The organism is Flagellimonas beolgyonensis (genome assembly GCF_003992615.1).
Classification (GTDB): Bacteria; Bacteroidota; Bacteroidia; order Flavobacteriales; family Flavobacteriaceae; genus Flagellimonas; species Flagellimonas beolgyonensis.
The window spans coordinates 467,748-486,896 of the sequence record NZ_RZMY01000013.1; the positions used below are offsets into that span (position 1 = coordinate 467,748).

16 protein-coding genes are annotated in these 19,149 nt (G+C 45.6%); 12 read left to right on the forward strand and 4 right to left on the reverse strand.

Going from position 1 to position 19,149, the window contains the following annotated elements; genetic code table 11:
• The first annotated feature begins 52 nt into the window (after positions 1-52).
• Genes EO131_RS08895 through EO131_RS08920 form a run of 6 tightly spaced genes read left to right on the forward strand, consistent with a single transcriptional unit; the run spans position 53 to position 5,316 of the window.
• A complete protein-coding gene (locus EO131_RS08895; RefSeq protein WP_127020972.1) occupies positions 53-1,210 on the forward strand; it encodes an ABC transporter substrate-binding protein in 1,158 nt (385 codons plus the stop codon).
• Positions 1,211-2,242 carry a FecCD family ABC transporter permease gene (locus EO131_RS08900; protein ID WP_127020974.1) on the forward strand — a complete coding sequence of 344 codons (1,032 nt, stop codon included), beginning with the start codon at positions 1,211-1,213 and terminating at the stop codon, positions 2,240-2,242. It abuts the gene before it with no gap.
• Positions 2,242-3,021 carry an ABC transporter ATP-binding protein gene (locus EO131_RS08905; protein WP_127020976.1) on the forward strand — a complete coding sequence of 260 codons (780 nt, stop codon included), beginning with the start codon at positions 2,242-2,244 and terminating at the stop codon, positions 3,019-3,021. Before EO131_RS08900 ends, EO131_RS08905 begins: the two co-directional genes overlap by 1 nt.
• Before the next feature lie 60 nt (positions 3,022-3,081).
• The gene (locus EO131_RS08910; RefSeq protein ID WP_127020978.1) at positions 3,082-4,395 is read left to right on the forward strand and encodes a DNA recombination protein RmuC; all 1,314 of its coding nucleotides are present in this window, start codon (positions 3,082-3,084) and stop codon (positions 4,393-4,395) included.
• Between the two features lie 7 nt (positions 4,396-4,402).
• Positions 4,403-4,768 (forward strand): 6-phosphogluconate dehydrogenase, encoded by a 366-nt coding sequence (locus EO131_RS08915; RefSeq protein WP_127020980.1) that lies wholly within the window; start codon positions 4,403-4,405, stop codon positions 4,766-4,768.
• A 2-nt stretch (positions 4,769-4,770) separates the two neighbouring features.
• Positions 4,771-5,316 (forward strand): acyl-CoA thioesterase, encoded by a 546-nt coding sequence (locus EO131_RS08920; protein ID WP_127020982.1) that lies wholly within the window; start codon positions 4,771-4,773, stop codon positions 5,314-5,316.
• On the opposite strand, the gene pgl is transcribed toward EO131_RS08920, so the two are convergent.
• Both pgl and zwf read right to left on the reverse strand, forming a co-directional pair.
• Entirely contained in the window at positions 5,297-6,022 is a 726-nt protein-coding gene (gene pgl / locus EO131_RS08925; RefSeq protein ID WP_127020984.1) for a 6-phosphogluconolactonase, read from the reverse strand. The genes EO131_RS08920 and pgl overlap by 20 nt on opposite strands.
• A 67-nt stretch (positions 6,023-6,089) precedes the next feature.
• The gene (gene zwf / locus EO131_RS08930; RefSeq protein WP_127020986.1) at positions 6,090-7,622 is read right to left on the reverse strand and encodes a glucose-6-phosphate dehydrogenase; all 1,533 of its coding nucleotides are present in this window, start codon (positions 7,620-7,622) and stop codon (positions 6,090-6,092) included.
• A gap of 153 nt (positions 7,623-7,775) precedes the next feature.
• On the opposite strand from zwf, the gene gndA reads away from it, so the two are divergent.
• From gndA to EO131_RS08960, 6 genes are all read left to right on the forward strand, one after another.
• On the forward strand, positions 7,776-9,185 hold the full coding sequence (gene gndA / locus EO131_RS08935) for an NADP-dependent phosphogluconate dehydrogenase (protein ID WP_127020989.1): 1,410 nt from the start codon (positions 7,776-7,778) through the stop codon (positions 9,183-9,185).
• A 15-nt stretch (positions 9,186-9,200) separates the two neighbouring features.
• The gene (locus tag EO131_RS08940; protein ID WP_313790032.1) at positions 9,201-9,938 is read left to right on the forward strand and encodes a DUF2625 domain-containing protein; all 738 of its coding nucleotides are present in this window, start codon (positions 9,201-9,203) and stop codon (positions 9,936-9,938) included.
• A 1-nt stretch (position 9,939) separates the two neighbouring features.
• The gene (locus EO131_RS08945; protein ID WP_127020991.1) at positions 9,940-10,791 is read left to right on the forward strand and encodes a ChaN family lipoprotein; all 852 of its coding nucleotides are present in this window, start codon (positions 9,940-9,942) and stop codon (positions 10,789-10,791) included.
• Positions 10,792-11,046: 255 nt separating this feature from the next.
• The gene (locus EO131_RS08950) at positions 11,047-11,844 is read left to right on the forward strand and encodes a mechanosensitive ion channel family protein (RefSeq protein ID WP_313790033.1); all 798 of its coding nucleotides are present in this window, start codon (positions 11,047-11,049) and stop codon (positions 11,842-11,844) included.
• An 8-nt stretch (positions 11,845-11,852) separates the two neighbouring features.
• Positions 11,853-13,880: a S9 family peptidase gene (locus EO131_RS08955; protein ID WP_127020995.1), complete on the forward strand. Its 2,028-nt coding sequence runs from the start codon at positions 11,853-11,855 to the stop codon at positions 13,878-13,880.
• 35 nt (positions 13,881-13,915) lie between these two features.
• Positions 13,916-14,320: a Dabb family protein gene (locus tag EO131_RS08960; RefSeq protein ID WP_127020997.1), complete on the forward strand. Its 405-nt coding sequence runs from the start codon at positions 13,916-13,918 to the stop codon at positions 14,318-14,320.
• 125 nt (positions 14,321-14,445) lie between these two features.
• Here EO131_RS08960 and EO131_RS08965 read toward each other — a convergent pair whose 3' ends face one another.
• Together EO131_RS08965 and EO131_RS08970 are read right to left on the reverse strand one after the other, a co-directional pair.
• Entirely contained in the window at positions 14,446-15,903 is a 1,458-nt protein-coding gene (locus EO131_RS08965; protein ID WP_206512873.1) for a TolC family protein, read from the reverse strand.
• The gene (locus tag EO131_RS08970; RefSeq protein ID WP_127020999.1) at positions 15,863-19,135 is read right to left on the reverse strand and encodes an efflux RND transporter permease subunit; all 3,273 of its coding nucleotides are present in this window, start codon (positions 19,133-19,135) and stop codon (positions 15,863-15,865) included. Before EO131_RS08970 ends, EO131_RS08965 begins: the two co-directional genes overlap by 41 nt.
• Positions 19,136-19,149 lie beyond the last annotated feature (14 nt).

Below are 19,149 nucleotides of genomic sequence, written 5' to 3' on the forward strand. Positions count from 1 at the left end.
CATTCTGTTTAATCTTTTTATTCAAAAGTTAAATAATCTTACTTTTGACCCCATGGCAGCACTACGCAATTATTTTTATGCCCTTTTGGGCGCTATCCTACTGTTGACTTTCTCCTGCAAGGAACAAAACAAGCCCTTGGAACCGAGCCTTGAGCCCACTGATTCGGTGGTGCACCACGCCACTGGATTCAATGTCGTCCACTATCCCAATTATACCGAGTTGGAAGTACTTTCGCCTTGGCCGGGAGCGGAAAAAAAGTACCGGTATGCCCTTGTTCCAAAGGAAAAACTGGCGTCCATTACCTTACCTTCGGATCGGTTCGATGCCATTGTAGGGACACCTGTGGAAAAAATAGTGGTCACCTCCACCACACATATAGCCCCCATCGAAACCTTGGGGGAACTCGATGCCATTGTCGGTTTTCCCCACACGGATTATATCTCATCCCCTAACGCACGAAAACGGATAGCAGATGGCCATATCAAAAATTTGGGCATGAACGAACTGCTCAATACGGAAATGGTGCTGTTGCTGAATCCGGAAATGGTGGTCGGCTTCAGTATTTCGGAAGTCAATTCTGCCTATGATATGATCCAACGTGCAGGCATGCCCGTGGTCTATAATGGGGATTGGGCAGAACAAACACCTTTGGGAAAAGCGGAATGGATCAAATTCTTTGCTCCTTTTTTTCAGAAGGAACAAATGGCGGATAGCATCTTCAACAAAATTGAAGATTCCTACAACCAAGCAAAAGCCTTGGCTTTGAAGGCAAAAACCAAACCCACCGTGTTTACGGGTGGATTGTACAAAGATGTTTGGTATGTGGCCGGGGGCAACAGTTGGATGGCCCAATTTCTCAAAGATGCCAATGCGGATTACCTGTGGGGAGATACTGCGGAAACCGGGAGTATCGGTTTGGGCTTGGAGTCCGTACTTGATAAGGCCCAACATGCTGATTATTGGTTCAATCCTTCCTCCCAAATTTCCTATGATGAACTGGCGGAGGTGAATGCACACCACACCCAGTTTGATGCATTCACAACTAGGAAAATCTATTCCAATGCGATTGAAAAAGGTGCAACAGGAGGAATCGTATTCTATGAAATGGCCCCCCAGCGACCTGATTTGGTCTTGAAGGATTTCATTGCCATTTTACATCCCGAATTATTGCCAAACCATACCCTTCACTTTATCAAACCATTGAACTAAATGCAAAAGGTCGGCACATATCGCCTTTCGTTTGGTCTAATGGCCTTGGCCTTGGTGCTCTCATGTCTTTTAAATATCAGTTCGGGTTCGGTAAACATCCCTTTTGCCGACATGTGGTCCATCCTATTTGGCGGAACGTCTGAAATGGATTCGTGGCAGTACATCATTTGGGAATATCGCATTCCTAAGGCATTGACCGCTATTTTGGTCGGTGGTGGACTTTCGTTGAGTGGTTTGTTGATGCAGACTTTGTTCCGAAATCCGTTGGCCGGCCCATTTGTGCTGGGCATCAGTTCAGGTGCCAGTTTGGGAGCCGCACTTTTATTAATGGGTGCCTCCTTGCTGACCGGAATGGGCACTTTTTCCGTTTTGGGCAATATTTCGATGGCTTTGGCCGCTAGCATTGGCAGTTTTTTGGTGTTATCGGTAGTGATGTTAGTGGCGCAACGGGTCAAGGACACCATGGCCTTGTTGATCATTGGTTTGATGTTCGGAAGCATCACTTCGGCCATTGTTAGTGTTTTGGCCTATTTTTCGAATGCGGAGCAGTTGCAACGGTTTATCTTTTGGTCGTTTGGGAGTGTAGGCAACCTCCATCCCAATCAAATATGGCTATTGGGCCTTATTGTGCTGGTGGGTGTTGTATTGAGCATGATTTCTTTAAAACCTCTGAATGCCTATTTATTGGGGGAACACTATGCGCAAAGCTTGGGAGTATCACTTAAAAAATCGCGATTGATCATTATTGTGGCCACAGGGCTTTTGGCAGGCGGAATCACGGCATTTGCCGGACCCATTGCCTTTGTCGGTTTGGCTGTTCCCCATCTTACCCGCCAAATTTTTGACACCATGGAGCATAAAATTTTGATTCCCGCTGTATTCCTATACGGTGCCATTTTAATGCTGCTCTGCGATATGATTGCACAGTTGCCCAACTCGGCAAACATTCTGCCCATCAATGCTATAACCGCGTTGGTCGGGGCGCCCGTGGTTATATGGCTTTTGGTACGAAAACGAAAAATGATATTTTGATGGATTACCAGTTTTCACATACTATTTCGATTGGCGGTTTATCCATTGGGTACGGCAAAACAAAAATTGCCCAAAATATCAATTTTTCACTGGAATCAGGAAGTTTATGTGCCATTGTGGGTATTAATGGGATTGGGAAATCGACTTTGCTTCGTACCATCGGCGGCTTCCAACCTAAGTTGTCGGGATTTATCCAAGTATTGGGGCACGATCTTGAAAGTCAACAACCGGAACAATTGGCCAAGGAACTCAGTGTGGTACTTACCGAGCCACCTGCTTCCAAAAACCTGACCGTTCAGGAATTGATTGCGCTGGGCAGACAGCCGTATACCAATTGGATGGGCAAATTAACTGAAACAGACAAAAATCAAATTTCAGAAAGCCTTAATGCCTTTCTCTTGACCGATTTACGGGATAGAAAATGCCATGAACTGAGTGATGGACAGCTGCAGCGCGTACTCATTGCCCGCGCCATGGCCCAGGACACTCCCGTAATCTTATTGGACGAACCAACAACCCATTTGGATTTGTATCATAAAGTACAGATATTGAAAATGCTACGGGAATTGGCCCATGAGCGTAAAAAAACCATCATTTTTACCACCCATGAAATTGAACTGGCCATACAGTTATGTGACCGCATGTTGCTATTGGATGGCTCGGAAAATCCTTTCGGAGATCCCTGCAAATTGATTGAAGAAAAACATTTTGAGCACTTATTCCCTGCGGATATGGTCCAATTCGACCCGAAGACCGGTTCATTCCGAGTGAATAAGTAAGGAGGATTTCTATTCCAGCTTCTATTCGAATCCGTTATCTTTATCCTTCATAATCTTTACATGAACGAGGCACTCATCTATATCATTATCGGTCTGATTACCCTTGTCTTAGGGCTTTTTGCAGGAATGTACATTCAAAAATTAAAAACGAAGTCCAACGAAAGTATTTGGGTGGACAGAAATCAGAAAGCAGAAAGTCAGATTTCTGAGTTGAAAGAAGAGTTGGACAACATTCGTGAGGCAAAATCAAGCCTTGAAATAAAATTGGCCAGGGAAGAGGCCAATGCCCTCAATCTGGAAGACAAACTCAACGAACAAAAACGGGAAGTGGAAAAACTTCAGGAAAAGTTCACCAAGGAGTTTGAAAATTTGGCCAATAAAATCCTGGAAGAGAAAAGTGAAAAATTCACCAAGAGCAACAAGGAAAACATAGAAAATATCCTCACCCCACTCAATAAAAAAATAAAGGAGTTTGAGGAGAAGGTGGAACTATCCCAAAAGGAGAACATCAGTATCCACTCCGCTTTGAAGGAACAATTGATCACCCTACAAAGCCAAAATTTAAAAATCACCCAAGAAGCCGAAAACTTGACCAAGGCATTGAAAGGCGACAGCAAAATGCAGGGGAATTGGGGGGAATTGGTTTTGGAACGCGTACTGGAAAAGTCTGGTTTAGAAAAAGATAGGGAATACAGTGTACAGCAAAGCTTTCAGCGGGAGGATGGTTCACGGGTGATGCCCGATGTGATCATCAACCTACCCGATGGCAAAAAAATGGTGGTGGATTCCAAGGTATCCCTCACCGATTACGAGCGGTACACCAATGCAGAGGAGGACGATAAACCCAAATTCCTAAAAGATCACATCAATTCCCTTCGCAGGCATGTAGAGCAACTTTCGGCCAAAAAATATGAGGACCTATATGAAATGGAAAGCCCCGATTTTGTGTTGATGTTCGTGCCCATCGAGCCTGCCTTTGCCATTGCCATCAACGAGGACAATTCCCTATACAACAAAGCATTTGAGCAAAATATAGTCATCGTGACGCCTTCCACCCTATTGGCCACCTTGCGCACCATCGATACCATGTGGAGCAACGAAAAACAGCAACGCAATGCTTTGGAAATTGCCCGGCAGGCAGGGGCACTTTATGATAAGTTTGTAGGTTTTATGCAAGATTTGACCCAAGTGGGAAAAAAGATGGACGATGCCAAAGGGGAATACAAAAACGCCATGAACAAATTATTTGATGGGAGAGGAAATATCGTCACTAGTATTGAAAAGTTACGTACAATGGGTGCCAAAGCAAAAAAGGCACTTCCAGAACCCATTTTAAAACGCGCTCAAGAAGACGAATTGGAAGAACTAAATTAATTAGCCCATGAAGAAATTCCTGACCATATTGATCGCTGTCCTCGTTTTGGGATTCGGGTCCTATTTGGCATTTGTGTATTATGTGCCATATAGTGTTGGCTATCGCTCAGGGGAACTTATGAAATTTAGTAGAAAAGGGGTTGTAGTGAAAACATGGGAAGGTCAGATCAGCCAAGGCTTGTCCGGGACCAACGTATTTTCCTTTTCCGTGGAAGACAAGGAAAAGGAGGTAGTCGAAAAATTGAAGGAATACCAAGGGCAATATGTAAAGGTCACCTACAAAGAACGCTATGCCTCTTTTTTCTGGCTGGGCGATACCAAATACTTCATTACCGAAGTAAGTGCTGAAAAATCACCGCTTTTAAGAAACTGAACATGCAAAAATTCAAGTCATCCAAAGAAAGTAGGGTATCGATTACCGAGTTGATGCTTCCCTCCCATTCCAACTTTGGGGGCAAAGTACACGGAGGCCACATTCTGAACCTTATGGACCAAATAGCTTTTGCCTGTGCCTCCAAACATTCCCAAAGTTATTGTGTGACCGCTTCGGTAAACCGAGTGGATTTCCTCAATCCCATTGAGGTGGGCGATTTGGTCACCTTGAAAGCCTCTATCAACTACACGGGTAAAACTTCCATGGTAGTTGGTGTTCGTGTGGAATCGGAAAACGTGACCACCGGCATGGTGAAACATTGTAACTCTTCCTATTTTACCATGGTAGCCAAGGGGAAGGATGGCAAGAACAAAAATGTACCCGGACTCATTTTGAAGACCAAGCAGGACATTCGTAGGTTTGCCAGAAGCAAGGAACGCAAACGCTCAGCAAATCAAAGGGACAATAAGTTCGAATCCACCAATTTTAAGGTCAACGAGTTCTTGGAATTTCTTCAGGGTGAAAACGTTAAGATGGATTTTGACTGAGATTGGCAGCCGCCGCTGCGTCCAAAAACCAAACCAATTTCCCTGACATAGGTTGTACAAGTGAAGCCGGATAAGCTTCATGTCCGGGAGTTTTTTCAATCACCGCTTCCACTTTTTCGGCTTTTGAAGCACCCGTCACCAAAAAAGCCACTTCTTGAGCCATATTGATCACTTTTCCATTGATGGATACCCTTTTTTGCCCAGAATCAGGATGGGTTGCCACCACACAATGGTCAGCCGCTTCCCATAATTCAATTTCGTGGGGAAAAATGGAAGCCGTATGTCCGTCATCGCCCATGCCCAAAATCACCAAATCAAATTGGGGAACCCCATCCACCCTATCCAAATCAATTTCCAATAAATTGGCGTAGCGCATGGCTTCGGTTGTTGGGTCTTTTTCACCCAAAACACGGTTGATATTTTCATGGGGGACCTCAATCTTGGAAAATAAGTGCTCCACGGTCATTTTGTAATTGCTCTCATCATCCGTTGGGGGTACGCAGCGTTCATCGCCCCAATAAAAATGCACCCTGCTCCAATCAATGGTATCGGCAAAATTGGCCGCCAACACATCAAAAACAATTTTTGGCGTGCTTCCGCCAGATAAAGCCACATGGAACGAATCCCTTCCCTTCACCTTCTCCGCAAAATAGGCCGAAAACTGATCAGCAACTTCGTTTTTATCCTTGTATACTCTTATTTCCATGTTAACTTGTTTTGCGTTCTCGACTCCGCTCGAACCGACAATTGTTTATTTGGATTGCACATTGATATTAGCAGATCACGCAATAGCCTGGATCATCGGCCAAGTTTTCACTTGGGTTCCTCCAAAATCCGTTACCTTCAAACAGGCGGTCTGAATTTTCAGGGCCCCAAACCCCTGCGGAATATCCGTACATGCGCACGTCTTTCCCGTTTTGCCAATAGTTCAAAATAGGATCAACGAATTCCCATGCCGCCTCTACCTCATCAGCTCGGGCATAAAGGGTGGCATCGCCCTGCATGGCATCCAATAACAAACGCTCGTAGGCCTCCATCACGTAGGTTTCCGCCAAACTAGAGTAGTAGAAATCGAGGTTGGCCCGCTCCACCTTAAATCCTTGGCCGGGAACCTTAACACCAAACTTGATCAAGATTCCCTCGTCCGGTTGAATGCGAATGATCAGTTTGTTGTCTTTTTTGTGCATCCCCGGTTCATTGAAAATCTGATGGTGCGGTTCTTTAAAATGTATCACCACCTCGGTTACCTTGGTGGGCATTCGCTTGGCGGTTCGCACATAAAAGGGCACACCGTGCCAACGCCAGTTATCCACATAAAATTTGACCGCTGCAAAAGTTTCGGTGGTGGAATTGGGATCTACACCGTCTTCTTCCCGATACCCTTTCACTTTTTCGCCATTTACCACGGAGGATACATACTGGGCACGAATGGTATTTTTAAAAAGTATTTGCTCATCCGTCATTACCCGTAGTGATTTCAGCGCCTTTACTTTTTCATTTCGGATTTCCTCCGCCTCGGCCCCGATCGGTGGCTCCATCACCACCAACGAAACAATCTGGAGCAAATGGTTTTGGAACATGTCACGTAAAGCTCCGGATTTATCATAATAGCCACCACGTTTCTCCACACCGACACTCTCGGCATTGGTGATTTCCACATGTTCGATATAATTCCGGTTCCAAAGGGGTTCAAAAATGCTGTTGGCAAATCGGGTCACCAATAAGTTTTGGACGGTTTCCTTGCCCAAATAATGGTCAATTCGATAAATCTGTCCCTCCGAAAAATATTGATGGAGTCCTTTGTTCAGGTTTTTGGCCGTTTCCAAGCTGTAGCCAAAGGGTTTTTCCACGATCAAACGTTTCCAACCATTCTCTTGGGCGTTCATTCCCGACTCAGATAACCGTTTGGCAATGGCCTCGTACAATGTGGGCGGTGTGGACAGGTAATAAATGATATTGCCGGATATGCTATGCTTCTCCTTAAGTGCTTCTACGCGTTTACGCAAGCTCCCAAAATCGGTATCGTAGCTGCTGCCCAGGTCCTCATAATACAATCGATTCGCAAACCCCTGTATATCGCTGTCTTTGTTCTTTTTGATTTTTTCTTGCAGGTAATCACTGTTGTAGACCACTCGATCCCGGAACGATTCATCCGAAAGATTGCTCCGGCTAACCCCCAGTACCACAAAGTTTTCAGGAAGGTGTTTGGCCAAATACAAATTGAAAAGCGCTGGGACCAGTTTTCGCGCCGTTAAATCACCCGATGCCCCAAAGATTACGAGCATTTGGTTTTCGGTCTTCTTCATAGTGTTTCAGGTTTCCGGTAGGTTGCTTTGCCCATTGCCCCATTCGGTGCATTAATATTTGAGCATGACGAATATAAGGTTTATTTTAGGTTCCTATTTCATGAAAAGGCAACCTTAGTGTTGCATTAACAGAACAAGACGAAAAAATAGCAGATGGCAGATACGTATGATTTTGGCCTTGTGGGCCTTGGGGTTATGGGACGTAATTTTATCCTGAATGTGGCCGATAACGGATTTACCGCTTTCGGAAACGATTTGGATGAAGAAAAAGTGAACGCATTGATCCAAGAAGGGGGCAATACAGACAAGGTAAACGCCACCAGCGATGTAAAAACCTTCGTAAATGCATTGACTACTCCCCGAAAAATTATGCTTTTGGTACCCGCAGGGAAAATTGTGGACAGTGTAATCGAAGGATTGTTGCCTCATTTGGACCAAGGGGACATCATCATTGACGGGGGCAACTCCTTTTTTACCGATACGGACCGACGTGAGGCCTATTTGAAGGAAAAGGGCATCAACTTTTTCGGCGCCGGGGTATCCGGTGGCGCAAAGGGTGCTCGAAGGGGTCCCAGTATTATGCCCGGAGGTTCTAAAGAAGCTTACCAGCACGTAAAGCCCATTTTTGAAGCCGTCTCGGCCAAATACAACGGAGAGCCCTGTGTGGCCTATTTGGGACCTAAATCGGCAGGAAACTACGTAAAAATGGTGCACAATGGCATCGAATACGGATTGATGCAGCTCACTTCCGAAATCTATGATTTGTTGAAAAAAGCCGGGGGGCTCTCCAATGCGGAACTGCACGAAACGTTTGCAAAATGGAACCAAGGCCGACTGCAATCCTTTTTGGTGGAAATCACCTCGGAAATCTTTGAACAAAAAGATGATCTGGGCGACGGCGATTTGGTGGACAAAATTTTGGACAAGGCCAAGCAAAAGGGAACTGGAAAATGGACCTCTCAAAATGCAATGGATCTTGGCATTCCCGTGCCAACCATCGATGTGGCCGTGAGCATGCGGGAAATATCCGCCTTAAAAGAGGAACGAACACAAGCCGATGCGTTGTACGACCGTCCTACTCCATCCGCCGTGAACAAAGCGGATTTTATCGCCAAAGCAGAGCAAGCCCTTTATTTTGCCTTTATTATGACCTATGCGCAGGGCATGCACCAATTGGCCGATGCCTCCAAGGAATATGGGTACGAACTGGAACTAGGCGAGATTGCCAAGATCTGGCGTGCGGGATGTATCATTCGGGCCGCCCTGTTGGCCGATATTACCAATGCCTACCGCGCCCATGAAAACCTTCAGAACCTTTTGTTGGCGCCAACCTTTGTGGAAAAAGTGAAAGGTACCGTGGGTGCCGCACGGGAGTTGACTGCCTATGGTGCCACCAACGGCATTCCCCTGGCCGGACTCTCCAACGCCCTCACCTATTTTGATGCCTATACGAGTAGCCGATTGCCGTTGAACCTCATCCAGGCCCAGCGCGACTATTTTGGATCGCACACCTACGAACGTGTGGACCGCGAAGGGATTTTCCATACAGAGTGGGAGGAGTAAATTAAAAATTGAACATTGAAAAAGATAATCCTTTTTATTTTTTTATTTCATGGGATAGTACATGGTCAAAACAACAGTTTGAAATCACTTGACGAATTAGTAAATAAAGAAGAGCCGGGATGGGATTTGGTAAAAGAATGGATAGCTGAAGCCACTAATCCAATTGAAATTCTTGAAAAAGATACCTTAAGAGCCAAAAATTCGCTTATTCAGACACAAGTTACCACTCGATCTCCAATGGGTGCAATTATTTACGAAACAGGAGGGATTTTTGTTGATAATGGCTGGCTTCGTATTCTTGGTTCTGGAAATCCCAAATTGAACCGTTCACTGCCTGATTGGAACAAAGGAAAAACGTTTGAAAATTTTGGTGACCAACCGATGATTTACTTAATCGCTGATGATATCGTGGGTGGATTTTTTGGGATCAATGGTGGCGTCCTAGGAGAAGATGTGGGTAAAATTTATTATTTCGCTCCTGACACGCTTAAGTGGGAACCAATGAACATGGGATATTCCGAATTTATTTGGTGGACATTTGTTGGGAATTTATCGGATTTTTACTCGAATGTCAGATGGAAAGGATGGGAAAATGATATCAAATCATTGGATGGGAACAAAGGCATTTCATTTTTCCCCTATCTATGGACCAAACATGATGATGTCAATCAGCTAAGTAGGAAGGCCATTCCAATTGAAGAAATGTGGCAGTTAAATCAAAACTTTGTCAAACAATTGAATAATAACAATTAATATGAAAAACCTTCTTTTCCTTTTCACCTTCACCTTTTTCCTAACCTTTGGTTATGCCCAAAAAGCACCGTACGTGATCTACAATGCCAAAGGCAAAAAGGTCTCCTATAAAAAAATGCTGAAAACTTTGGAAGAAAAGGACATGGTACTGTTCGGGGAACTACACAACAATCCCATTGCGCATTGGCTGCAATACGAATTGACCTCCGATTTGCATGCTTCACGTCCCTTGATTTTGGGGGCTGAAATGGTGGAAGCAGACAATCAAGACGAACTCGATGCCTATTTGGCCGGAACAATCGATTACAAGGCACTGGATTCCACGGCCCGACTTTGGAACAATCATAAAACCGATTATGCGCCGTTAGTGGATTTTGCCAAGGATAACCAACTTGTTTTTGTGGCTTCCAATGTGCCCCGTCGCTATGCCAGTATGGTCTACAAAGGCGGCTTTGAGGCCCTCGACACGCTTTCAGTGGAAGAAAAGGCATGGATTGCCCCCCTACCCATCACCTTTGACCCCGATTTACCGGGCTATCAAAATATCCTGAAAATGATGGGCGACCACGGAAGTCCCACCTTGGTGATGGCACAGGCCATCAAAGATGCTACCATGGCCCATTTCATCCTTAAAAATTATACCGACGGTAGCCTGTTCGTGCATTACAACGGTGCCTACCACTCCAACAACTACGAAGGCATTTTATGGTATTTGCAATTGCAGCGTCCAGACCTGCAGTATGGGACCATTTCCACGGTGACGCAAGAAAACGTCCATCAGTTGGAAGCTGAAAACAAAGGCTTGGCTGACTTTATCATTTGTGTGGACAGCAACATGACCACCACCTACTGACCCAGTTACTGCAAATACTTTGTATTACAAGTCATTTTAGGGATTAAAATCCGTAATTTTAAGAGTCGCATTTTTCTTAGAGTGACACTCCACAACGCTTTTGGATAAACGGACCTTTAACTGTAATGCACCTGCATGGACCTGGTTGAAAATGTAAAAGATTGGTTTACGGATCAAGCCCTCACATCAAGCATTCTCAAATACTTGGCTTGGGTGGCCCTAATTTTCATCCTCATTGCCTGGACAAGGCGGTGGATGAAAAAAAACCTCCACGACAATGCCATTAAATACAAGGCACAAAAGGCCATTCAAGTTATTGGCTATTTGTTGATTGTCTTGATCACCATCTCCTATTTTACGGGCAGCATCAAAGATTTTGGCCTGGCCATGGGACTGCTCACGGCTGGGATCACCATCACCTTACAAGAATTGATATTGAGCATAGCAGGTTCCTTTTACATCTTTTTTGTCCGTGTGTACAAACCCGGCGATCGTATAGAGCTCAATGGCATAAAGGGAGATGTGATCGATATTGACAGCATGTACACCACGATGATGGAGATTGGTGAATGGGTGTCCAGTGACAACTATAGTGGCCGAATTGTGAAGCTGAGCAACGCTTTTGTTTTTAAAGGGCCGGTGTACAATTATTCCTTGGATTTTCCCTTTGTGTGGGATGAGTTCAACCTGCCCATCCGCTACGATTCCGATTTGGAATTGGCCAAAAAAATTGTGATATCGGTGGCACAGGAAGCCTTATCGGAATATGTTCAGGATTCCATTGCGGAGTGGAAGGAAGTGGTAAGCAAATACTATATCGAAGATGCTGAAGTAAACCCAACCTTGGCCATTACCATGACCGACAACTGGGTTCAGTTCAACTTACGGTATATTGTGGACTATAAGAAACGAAGGGCGACCAAGCACCTATTGAATGAATCCATTGGAAAACGCATCAAAGAAACCAATGGAAAGGTGCAGTTGGCCTCGGCCACCTTTGAAATTGTCAACATACCTACAGTAGAAATCAAAGAATCCACAAACACCAAATAATCAACGTCATGAAAAAAGTACTCATTACCTTACTATTATGCTTGGGCTATGCCTCTTTCGGATTTGGTCAAGTTCAGTCCAATTTGGAATTATTGGACATTTTCAACATGGAATTTGTTTCCGATCCGCAAATTTCACCGGATGGTTCCAAGATCATTTACGTTCGCAATTTTAAGGATGTGATGACCGACCGCAACCTGTCCAACCTTTGGATTGTTAATTTTGATGGTTCGAACAACCGACCCTTGACCACGGGGAATCACAACGATTTTGCACCGAAATGGTCGCACGATGGCAATAAGATCGTTTTCAAATCGAACATGGCCGATGAAAAAATGAAACTCTACCTCATGTGGTTGGACACGAAAGAGGTTATGGCCCTCACCAATACCCCACAAGCCCCCGGGCAGGTATCCTGGTCCCATGACGACCGCTATGTGGCCTTCAATATGTTTGTGCCGGAAGCGGACAAATCCATCATAAAAATGCCGGCCAAACCAGAAGGTGCCAAATGGAACGCACCTCCCAAATACATCGACAAAATGAACTACCGCGGCGATGGCCAAGGGTATCTGAAAGGTGGGAATATGCAATTGTTCACCTTACCGATCAGTGGGGGTACACCAAAACAGTTGACATTTAAGGAGTTTGACCATGGAGGTCCGATTTGGGCCAAGGACAATACCCATTTGTATTTTAGCGCCAATTTCCACAAGGATGAGGAAATGGAACCCGCAGATAGTGACATTTACCAGATCAGTGTTACTTCCGGCGAAATGAAAAAACTCACGGAGCGTTACGGTCCGGATACCCATCCCGTTTTGTCGCCTGATGGTACCCAAATTGCCTATTTGGGGTACGACGATCGCCTGCAAGGCTACCAATTGACCCAATTGTATGTCATGAACACCGATGGCTCGGGCTCCCGATTGATTTCAGGTGGATTCGATCGCGATGTGGAGGATATGGTCTGGAACAGCAAGGGTAAAGGATTATATTTTATTTTCACGGATAAAGGCGAGGGCAAATTGGCCTCGATGAGTTTGTCTGGAAAGGTGGATGACATAACAGACAATTTGGGTGGACTTTCCTTGGGCAGGCCCTATAATGCTGCCAGTTTTTCAGGTTCCAATAACAACAGGTTTGCCTATACATTAGGGGATGCGAGTCATCCCTCCGATTTAGGCGTTTCCGATGGGAAAAGCAATAGACGACTAACCGCAGTCAATGATGACCTCTTTTCTTTTAAAAAACTTGGTAAGGTCGAAGAAATGTGGTGGAAATCATCCTACGACCAACGTGACATTCAAGGCTGGGCGGTAACGCCTCCCGATTTTGATCCTTCCAAAAAATATCCAATGATCTTGGAAATTCACGGAGGGCCGTTCACCAGCTATGGTGATGTGTACTCAGCCGAAATACAGGCCTATGCCGCCGCTGGCTATGTGGTACTATACACCAATCCTAGGGGCAGCACCAGTTACGGGGAGGAATTCGGAAACCTCATCCACCATGATTACCCCAACCACGATTACGATGACCTCATGTCGGGTGTGGATGCGTTGATTGCCAAAGGATATGTGGATACGGACAACCTCTTTGTTACCGGAGGTAGCGGCGGTGGTGTGCTCACAGCTTGGATCGTGGGTAAAACGGACCGTTTTAAAGCCGCTGTGGTGGCCAAACCTGTGATCAATTGGACCAGTTTTGTGCTCTATGCCGACGGGGTGCAGTTTTTCTCCAAATATTGGTTCGGTAAAAAGCCCTGGGAAGATCCTGAGAATTACCAACGTCGCTCTCCTTTGACCTATGTGGGCAATGTGAACACTCCCACCATGTTGATGACGGGTGAAGAGGATTATCGAACCCCGATTGCGGAGTCGGAGCAGTTTTATGCAGCCTTGAAATTGGAAAATGTGGAAACGGCTTTGGTTCGTATCCCGGGAGCTTCGCACGGTATTGCCAACAAGCCCAGTAATTTGATCGCGAAGATTGCCAGTGTATTGGCATGGTTCGAGAAGTACAAAGGTGAATAGACTATATTTTGATTTAAAATCCTAACTAAATATCAATGAAAATCCATTATTTACTCTTCAGCCTCATTTTTATGATGAGCTGCAACACCCCAAGCAAAGAAGCAACCACAAACGAACCCGAAATGGAAAAACCAACAACGCATCTTCGGCACGTAGTGCTGTTTCAATACAAGGATACCTCCACCCCAGAAGATATCGCCAAAGTGAATGATGCCTTTGCTGCATTGCCCTCCAAAATTTCAGAAATCAAAGGTTTTGAAATGGGATTGAACAACAGCCCCGAAAATTTGAACAAGGGATTTACCCACTGTTATTTTCTGACGTTCGATAGCGAAAAGGATCGGGACACCTACCTCACCCACCCCGACCATGTGGCTTTTGGGGATATTCTTAGTCCGCACTTACAAGATGTGCTGGTGGTCGATTATTGGACGAAGTAAATTCGACCTTGATATCAAAATATTTCAAAATTAAAACCCCGATTTACAATTGTAAATCGGGGTTTCGCTTTGGGTAAATCAACAGCCAAGGCAAGTAGGCTCAACAACCATCGATTTGGGGTTTTTTAATTCCAGCCGCCTCCCAAGGCCCGGTACATATTCACCTGGGCCAGCATTTGGTCTTTCTTGGTCTCTACCAGCTCCATTCGCGATTCCAAGGCCTCTCGTTGTGCCAAAAGCACCTCAATATATTCCACCCTTGCGGATTGGAACAATCGAGTAGATAGGTCAATGGATTCCGTTAAGGCCTGTACTTGACCATCTTTCAAATCGTAGCTTTTTTTCAAATTGTCGATGTTGGACAACTGGTTCGCCACCTCGATGTAGGCATTTAATATGGTCTTCTCATATTCGAACACGGCTTGCAACTGTCGGTCCGTGGCATTCTTGTACTGCGCCTTGATTGCATTTCGGTTGATCAAGGGTGCTACCATATCACCCATCACGGAATACAACATGGATTCGGGGGTACTGGTGAGGTACTTGGTGTCAAACGCTTCCAATCCCAAGCCAGCTTTAATGGTAAACTGTGGGTAAAAATTGGCCTTGGCCGCCTTGGTATCCAATTTCGCAGCTGCCAACTCAAACTCCGCCTGGCGTACATCGGGTCGATTCTGCAACAATTGCGAGGGAATACCGGCATACAGTATATCAATCGGAGTATTTATAAAATTGTCCGAAGCACGGTCTATGTGTTGCGGCGTACGCCCTATCAAGAAGTTGATTCGGTTTTCCACCACAACAATTTCCTGTTCGATCTCATACTTGTGACTCTGGTTCTTCATCACTTCCGCCTGAAAACGCTTTACCGCCAATTCGGTGGCACGTGCTGCCTGCTTTTGCAGTTTCACCATTCTCAAGGCGTTTTGTTGGATTTCCAAGTTTTGGTCTATAATGGCCAATTCATTGTCCAGTGCCATCAATTCGTAATAGGAAGCAGCCACTTCCGAGACCAAATTGGTCACCATGAAGTTTTTGCCCTCTACGCTAGACAGATACTCATAAACAGCCGCTTTTTTCTCATTGCGCAGTTTTTTCCAAACGTCGAGTTCCCAAGTGGCAAAGGCACCCAAACCAAAGTTGGTCAAGGGTTCGGGAAATTCCTCCCCTTCCTTGATCTCCAGGTTCTTTTCCACGGCTCCATTTCGGGTATATTCACCTACTTTTTCCACTTCGGCACCCGTCTGAAAATTGACAAATGGCAAATACTCCCCTTTTTTGGCCTGTATCACATTCTTGGCCATATCCACCCGTTGCAGCATGATGTTCAACTCCTGGTTTTTCACCAAAGCGGTGTCGATCAATGCCACCAAATTGGGGTCCTTGAAAAATTCACGCCACTGTACCAATCCAGTGTTTAGGGTATCCGCGGATTGGTTTTGATAATTCTCGGGCACGGAAGTGTTTTCGTCCCTGATCTCCCGGGTCGGTACACAGGAATAAAGGCCGACCAGCACTATAATTCCCAATACAAGTGATTTTCTATGCTTCATCTTGGTCTCCTTTATCCTTTTTGTTTCCATTTCTTTTGGTCATTTTTTTCAAAAGTTTGTTCACCTCACGAAGTCGGGCACGTAGCCTACTTTCATCATTTTCCCTGTTTCGGAAAAGCTCTTCTGAAATAGGTTCGTCATGTTCATCACGAATAAGGCTTTTACCTTCGGCCATTTTGGCAAAGATGAAGTACAAACCGGGGATGAGCAGCACCCCGAAGATGGTACCGATGAGCATACCGCCCAATGCAGAGCCACCAATGGTGCGGTTACCGATGGCTCCTGCCCCTGTGGCCACCACTAATGGAATCAGACCCGCGATAAAGGCAAAGGAAGTCATCAAAATGGGCCGGAACCGTTGTTTGGATCCTTCAATGGCCGCTTCTAAAATAGAAGCGCCCTCACGATGCTTTTGCACCGCAAACTCCACGATCAATACCGCATTTTTACCCAAAAGACCCACCAACATGATCATACCGATCTGTGCGTACACGTCGTTGGACAGTCCCATGACCTTCAACAGGAAGAAGGAGCCGAACACCCCAACAGGCAGCGATAGGATTACGGCCAACGGCAGCAAGAAACTTTCATACTGTGCAGCCAAAACTAGATACACGAAAATCAATACCACTGCAAAAATGTAAATGGACTCGTTTCCACGTTGGGCCTCGTCAAAGGACAAACCTTCCCATGCGATATCGTAACCCCGTGGCAGGGTTTCCGCTGCCACTTCCTTGATGGCCTCAATGGCATCTCCGGAAGTGTAGCCTTTGGCCGGCAGTCCATTGATTGCAGCAGAGTTGTACAGGTTATAACGCGTAATCTCGTTGGGGCCCAACCTTTTTTCCATCGTCATAAACGAAGAATACGGCACCATTTCACCCTCTTCATTTTTCACAAAGAGTTTTTCCAGATCGGTGGGCAAGGCCCGGTATTCGGGCGCAGCTTGGGTATATACCTTAAAGAAACGTCCAAAACGGATAAACCCTTGTTCGTAGGTACTACCGATCAAAATGTTCAAGTTTTCCATGGCCTTGCCAATGGACACGCCTTTTTGCATGGCCGCTTTGTTGTTGATCTTCAACTCGTACTGTGGGTAATTGGCCGCATAAAAGGTGAACAGACCAGCCAATTCCTTGCGCTTGCGCAAGGCATCCATGAAGTTGTTGTTCACTTTTTCAAACTCGTGGTAATCGGTACCATTGGTCTTGTCCAACAAGCGCATGGCAAAACCACCTGATGAACCAAAGCCAGGGACGGCGGGGGGCTCAAAGTATTCGATGACCGCCCCAAGGTCTTTGGTCTCTTCTTCCAACTCTTCCATGATCTCGTGAACGGTGTGTTCCCTTTCGGACCATGGTTTTAGGTTGATCAGACAGGTTCCCGCATTGGAACCACGACCTTCCGTCATGATCTCGTAACCGGCCAAGGATGAAACAGATTCCACCCCTTCGGTTTCTTCGCAGATTTCCTGCAGCTTTCTGGCCACCGCATTGGTTCGCTCCAAGGTGGCACCCGGAGGTGTTTGGATAATCGCATAGATCATACCTTGGTCCTCGTTGGGAATAAATCCAGCGGGCAGTGTTTTATTCGTAAAGAAAATACCAGCACAGAAGGCAATCAACAATCCGAAGGTGACAACACGACGGTTCACAATTTTGTTCAGTACGCCTACATACCTTCCCGTTAAGCGTTCAAACTTGCCATTGAACCAATCGATGAATCGGTTTACGGGTGATTTTCTACGTGGTTGTCCATGGGTGTTCTTCAACATCATGGCACACAGCACAGGAGTAAGTGTTAAGGCTACAATGGCCGAAATCACGATAGATCCAGCCATGGTAATCGAAAACTGTCGGTAAAAGACCCCCACCGGACCTGTCATGAAGGAAATGGGAATAAATACCGATGTCATTACCAAAGTAATCGCAATAATGGCACCTCCAATTTCGCCCAGCACTTCATACGAGGCTTTGTAAGGCGTTAAGTTTTCCTCGTGCATTTTTACGTGTACGGCTTCCACCACCACAATAGCGTTGTCCACTACAATACCAATGGCCAAAACCAAAGCAAAAAGCGTAATTAGGTTGATGGAGAGTCCGAACATTTGCATTACAAAAAAGGCCCCGACCAGCGATACTGGTACGGCAATGATCGGAATCAGTGTAGAACGCCAATCCCCCAAGAACAGGAAGACCACAATGGCCACCAGAATAAAGGCATCCCGTAACGTATGCAACACTTGGTCGATGGACGCATTCAAGAAATTGGACACGTCGTAACTGATCTGGTAATCCATGCCAGGGGGCAGGTCGGCTTCCAGTTCTTTCAACTTGGCTTTTACGGATTTAATCACATCGCTACCATTACTATCAAAGGTCTGCTTCAATACGATGGAGGCGGATGGCCTACCATCCAAATTGGAATAGATATCGAAAAACTCACTGCCCAATTCCACATTGGCCACATCACCCAATTTCAGGATTTCACCATCATCATTAGCTTTAAGGATAATGTTCCGATATTGTTCCGGCTCGTTGTACCTGTCTTGATACACCAAAACGTACTCCAACGACTGGGCATTCTTACCCGAACTTTGACCCAATCGACCTGGTCTGGCGATAATACTCTGTTCTTCCATCGCTTCCAACACTTCTTCTGCCGAAATGTTATAGGCCCGCATACGGTCTGGTTTCAACCAAACCCGCATCGCAAATTTTCGGCTTCCCAATATTTGTGCCGTGGCGATACCATTGATCCGTTGTATTTCGGGTATGATCTTGGTATAGGCATAGTTGTACAAAAACCGTTCGTCGGTGTTGTCTTCCTTGCTATACAGGTTCACGTACATCAACATACTGGGAATCACCGGGGTGATGATCACCCCTTCCCGTTGCACCAAATCGGGCAACAGGGGCATTACTTGGTCCACACGGGTCTTGACCCGCACCACCGCTTGGTTGGGGTCCGTTCCCGGTTCAAAAATGATCCGAACAGTACCTTCACCAGCACTCGTGGCATCGGAAGCGATATACCGCATGCCCTGCACACCGTTAATGGCGGTTTCCAAAGGAATCAAGGTCGATTTTACCAATACGTCTGCACTGGCACCCGGGTAGGCAATAAAAATATTGACCGTAGTGGGTGCAATCTGCGGAAATTGGGATATGGGCAATTGTTTTATGGCAAGCAAGCCGGTAAAAACAATGATCACCGATATCACAATGGCCAAAACTGGCCTGTGTATAAATTTTTTAAACATGTTGTCTGATTACT

Bases quoted from the DNA above. Each gene is read 5' to 3' on its own strand.
- EO131_RS08895 (WP_127020972.1), top strand. From the start codon at position 53: ATGGCAGCACTACGCAATTATTTTTATGCCCTTTTGGGCGCTATCCTA.
- EO131_RS08900 (WP_127020974.1), top strand. From the start codon at position 1,211: ATGCAAAAGGTCGGCACATATCGCCTTTCGTTTGGTCTAATGGCCTTG.
- EO131_RS08905 (WP_127020976.1), top strand. From the start codon at position 2,242: ATGGATTACCAGTTTTCACATACTATTTCGATTGGCGGTTTATCCATT.
- EO131_RS08910 (WP_127020978.1), top strand. From the start codon at position 3,082: ATGAACGAGGCACTCATCTATATCATTATCGGTCTGATTACCCTTGTC.
- EO131_RS08915 (WP_127020980.1), top strand. From the start codon at position 4,403: ATGAAGAAATTCCTGACCATATTGATCGCTGTCCTCGTTTTGGGATTC.
- EO131_RS08920 (WP_127020982.1), top strand. From the start codon at position 4,771: ATGCAAAAATTCAAGTCATCCAAAGAAAGTAGGGTATCGATTACCGAG.
- pgl (WP_127020984.1), bottom strand. From the start codon at position 6,022: ATGGAAATAAGAGTATACAAGGATAAAAACGAAGTTGCTGATCAGTTT.
- zwf (WP_127020986.1), bottom strand. From the start codon at position 7,622: ATGAAGAAGACCGAAAACCAAATGCTCGTAATCTTTGGGGCATCGGGT.
- gndA (WP_127020989.1), top strand. From the start codon at position 7,776: ATGGCAGATACGTATGATTTTGGCCTTGTGGGCCTTGGGGTTATGGGA.
- EO131_RS08945 (WP_127020991.1), top strand. From the start codon at position 9,940: ATGAAAAACCTTCTTTTCCTTTTCACCTTCACCTTTTTCCTAACCTTT.
- EO131_RS08950 (WP_313790033.1), top strand. From the start codon at position 11,047: ATGAAAAAAAACCTCCACGACAATGCCATTAAATACAAGGCACAAAAG.
- EO131_RS08955 (WP_127020995.1), top strand. From the start codon at position 11,853: ATGAAAAAAGTACTCATTACCTTACTATTATGCTTGGGCTATGCCTCT.
- EO131_RS08960 (WP_127020997.1), top strand. From the start codon at position 13,916: ATGAAAATCCATTATTTACTCTTCAGCCTCATTTTTATGATGAGCTGC.
- EO131_RS08965 (WP_206512873.1), bottom strand. From the start codon at position 15,903: ATGGAAACAAAAAGGATAAAGGAGACCAAGATGAAGCATAGAAAATCA.
- EO131_RS08970 (WP_127020999.1), bottom strand. From the start codon at position 19,135: ATGTTTAAAAAATTTATACACAGGCCAGTTTTGGCCATTGTGATATCG.